We start from the raw sequence: 2,632 nt of genomic DNA, 5'->3' as shown, positions 1-2,632 counted from the left end.
AGTGATTGGGGGGAAAATTTAGGGATTTTTTCCCTGAAAATTAGGTAATTGACCACCTGAAAATGGGTAAAACCCCACACCCCACACCCCACACCCCACACCCTGCCCCCACGAAAAACTTTTTCAGCAGCCCCTAAGTAGGGAGGCGCAATTATTTGTAGGATGGGTTAGCGGTAGCGTAACATAATCGGGCGTTGGGTTTCATGCTTCAACCCAACCTACGTTCTTGGGAAATTGCATTAGAACGAATTGACGCAACTCGAAAAGCCATTTATGAACGTCGTCAGGGAAAACCATTTAAAACCGATGTTACTGAAATTATTCATCAAATGAGAGAAGAAAGAGATCGGCAATTGATGGAAGTGCGATCTCCAATCTTGTAGGGTGCGTGTTTGCGGCGATAATCTCTGACAAAAAAACAAATTAATAATCTGCCGTAACGCAACAACTTAATTATTCAATTGGTGCGTTACACTTTCGCGCTTCGCACCCTACGAATTAGCTTGTAGGGTGAGTGTTTGCGGTTACTAATTCTGATGAAAAACTAAAATTAATAATCCGCCGTAACGCCCAAATTTATCATCAAATTGGTGCGTTACGTTGTCAAATATCATCTTCAGTTAATCCTGAATCTTTGAGAATACCTTTTAATGTTCCTATCGGTAAATCTCGATTTCCATGGGTTGGTATAACAATAATTGCAGAAACATTTTCTTTGGTATAGATATAATGACTTCCTTTAATTCTTGCCAATTTCTAGCCAAATCTTTCAACGACTTTACATAATTTTTTACCTGAGATTGACTTCATACAGAAATCTCCACTAATTGCTGATTCTCTTTTCGATCAAGTAATTTTTTTTCATGAGAAACTTCTAACCAGCCTTCTATTGCCTCTTTAACCATGACCATCAAATCATCATAATTTTCTGCCCAAGTATGACAACCAGACAAAGCTGGTACATTTGCACACCAAACATCGTCTTCTTGCCAGACAACCACTTTGATATTCATAATAAATATTTTTTATTGACTGAGATTTATTTTAAAAATAACATAAATTTGTTTTTTTTTGTGTAAGCCTGATCTTGTAGGGTGGGTGTTTGTGGCGATAATCTCTGACAAAAAAACAAGTTAATAATCCTCGCCCCACGCACCAACTTAATTATTAAATTGGTGCGTTACGCTTTGGCTAACGCACCCTACGATTTATGTTTCTGTTTGTGGCGATTATCTCTGAAAAAAAACCTAAATTAACAATCGGCTGTAACAGAGCAACTTTATTATTAAATTGGTGGGCTAATTCTTTGTACCAATCCCATCACACAAATGCTTATCTTCCTTCTTAACACCAGAATTAGGATTGTGCAAATAAACCCGCACCCAATCGCAACTACGCCCCATTAAAGCGTTTAAGTCCTGCATTGTCCTACAATCTTTCTGTATTGCCCTACAATGCTTCTGCATCGCCCTACAATCCTTCTGTATCCTCACAAAGAAGTCTAAACCAAGATTAACGGGATTTTAGGATTAACTGGATTATTTACTTGGAAACTCCTGACAATCTTTTAAGATTGAGCATCTTGAAAATCCTCTAATCCTCAAAATCCTGATACTGACTATTTTGTACCAATCCCATCACACAAATGCCTATCCTCCTCCCTGACATTAATATTATTCTGCAAATAAACCCGCACCCAATCGCAACTACGCCCCATCAAAGCATCTAAATCCCAGCCATTGTTTCCATTCCAGAGTTTTATTGTTCCAAGATTATCAACAGAAGCTAGGGTTTTGCCATCGGGACTAAAGTGAATACTATTGAAAATAGTACTCTTATTATCATTATTGAAACTATCTTCATAATCCACAAGAGTTCGGAATTTTATTTTTTTGTCTAAACTCCAAAGTTCAATTTCCTTTTTTTTCTGACGAATAACGGCAAGAGTCTTACCATCTGGGTTGAAAACCAAACCACCAAAGTGATTGTCATCGCCATTTTCATTATTCTCTGTAAGGGCAAGAATTTGTTTACCATTTTTAACATTCCAGATTTTGATAATTCCATAATCATTACCAGTTGCTAATTTATTACCATCGGCACTAAAACTAACATAGTGGATATTAGGATCATGTTCGGTAAAGGTACGGATTTCTTTTCCTGTTTCTATATTCCAGAGTTTAATAGTGCCGTCATAGCCGTTCACAGAAGCTAACATTTTGTTGTCAGGACTAAAACTCATAAAAATCGGATCTGAGGGATGCTTGACACCTTTCTGAGTTAGTTGTGAGGGTTTAACTACTGGAATTATATAAGTTTTTTCCCCTGTCTCTAAACTCCAGAGTTTGATTGTTCCATCACCAGAGATAAAAGCGAAGGTCTTGAGGTCAAGAGCAAAATGTATCTTACCTAAAGGAGATTTAAAAGGGAGAAAGATATCTGGCTTTTTGAAACTGTGAATGATTTTCTTCATCTTTAAATCCCAGACTGTGATAAGCTAAAACGCACTTAAACCACCTAAAATAGAAATAGTAATTTTAGAAAAATCCTACTTATGCCAGCCAAAGATTTCCTAGACTTAGAAGAAAAGAAAAACTTACAAAAAGCTCTTAAAGAAGAAGAAAGAGCAGAG

Annotated in this window: 3 protein-coding genes and 1 pseudogene; 1 reads left to right on the top strand and 3 read right to left on the bottom strand. The window is 36.9% G+C overall.

Annotation, left to right across the window (positions count from 1 at the left end; genetic code table 11):
* Nucleotides 1–203 precede the first annotated feature (203 nt).
* Complete coding sequence (locus O9332_RS11015) at nucleotides 204–383, top strand: hypothetical protein (protein WP_002758553.1); 180 nt, start codon at nucleotides 204–206, stop codon at nucleotides 381–383.
* Between the two features lie 220 nt (nucleotides 384–603).
* On the opposite strand, the pseudogene O9332_RS11010 reads toward O9332_RS11015, so the two are convergent.
* The 3 genes and pseudogenes from O9332_RS11010 to O9332_RS11000 form a co-directional block, all read right to left on the bottom strand.
* A pseudogene (locus tag O9332_RS11010) lies at nucleotides 604–810 on the bottom strand (type II toxin-antitoxin system HicA family toxin).
* Nucleotides 807–1,013 carry a type II toxin-antitoxin system HicB family antitoxin gene (locus tag O9332_RS11005; RefSeq protein ID WP_002758550.1) on the bottom strand — a complete coding sequence of 69 codons (207 nt, stop codon included), beginning with the start codon at nucleotides 1,011–1,013 and terminating at the stop codon, nucleotides 807–809. Before O9332_RS11005 ends, O9332_RS11010 begins: the two are co-directional and overlap by 4 nt.
* Nucleotides 1,014–1,618: 605 nt before the next feature.
* Nucleotides 1,619–2,473 carry a WD40 repeat domain-containing protein gene (locus O9332_RS11000; RefSeq protein WP_288025464.1) on the bottom strand — a complete coding sequence of 285 codons (855 nt, stop codon included), beginning with the start codon at nucleotides 2,471–2,473 and terminating at the stop codon, nucleotides 1,619–1,621.
* Nucleotides 2,474–2,632 lie beyond the last annotated feature (159 nt).

It is taken from the genome of Microcystis sp. LE19-10.1B, from assembly GCF_027530565.1.
Taxonomy (GTDB): Bacteria; Cyanobacteriota; Cyanobacteriia; order Cyanobacteriales; family Microcystaceae; genus Microcystis; species Microcystis aeruginosa.
Note: the sequence above shows the minus strand (reverse complement) of the source record. Positions and strands in the feature narration are given on the sequence as shown.

Bases quoted from the DNA above. Each gene is read 5' to 3' on its own strand.
- O9332_RS11000 (WP_288025464.1), bottom strand. From the start codon at position 2,473: ATGAAGAAAATCATTCACAGTTTCAAAAAGCCAGATATCTTTCTCCCT.
- O9332_RS11015 (WP_002758553.1), top strand. From the start codon at position 204: ATGCTTCAACCCAACCTACGTTCTTGGGAAATTGCATTAGAACGAATT.
- O9332_RS11005 (WP_002758550.1), bottom strand. From the start codon at position 1,013: ATGAATATCAAAGTGGTTGTCTGGCAAGAAGACGATGTTTGGTGTGCA.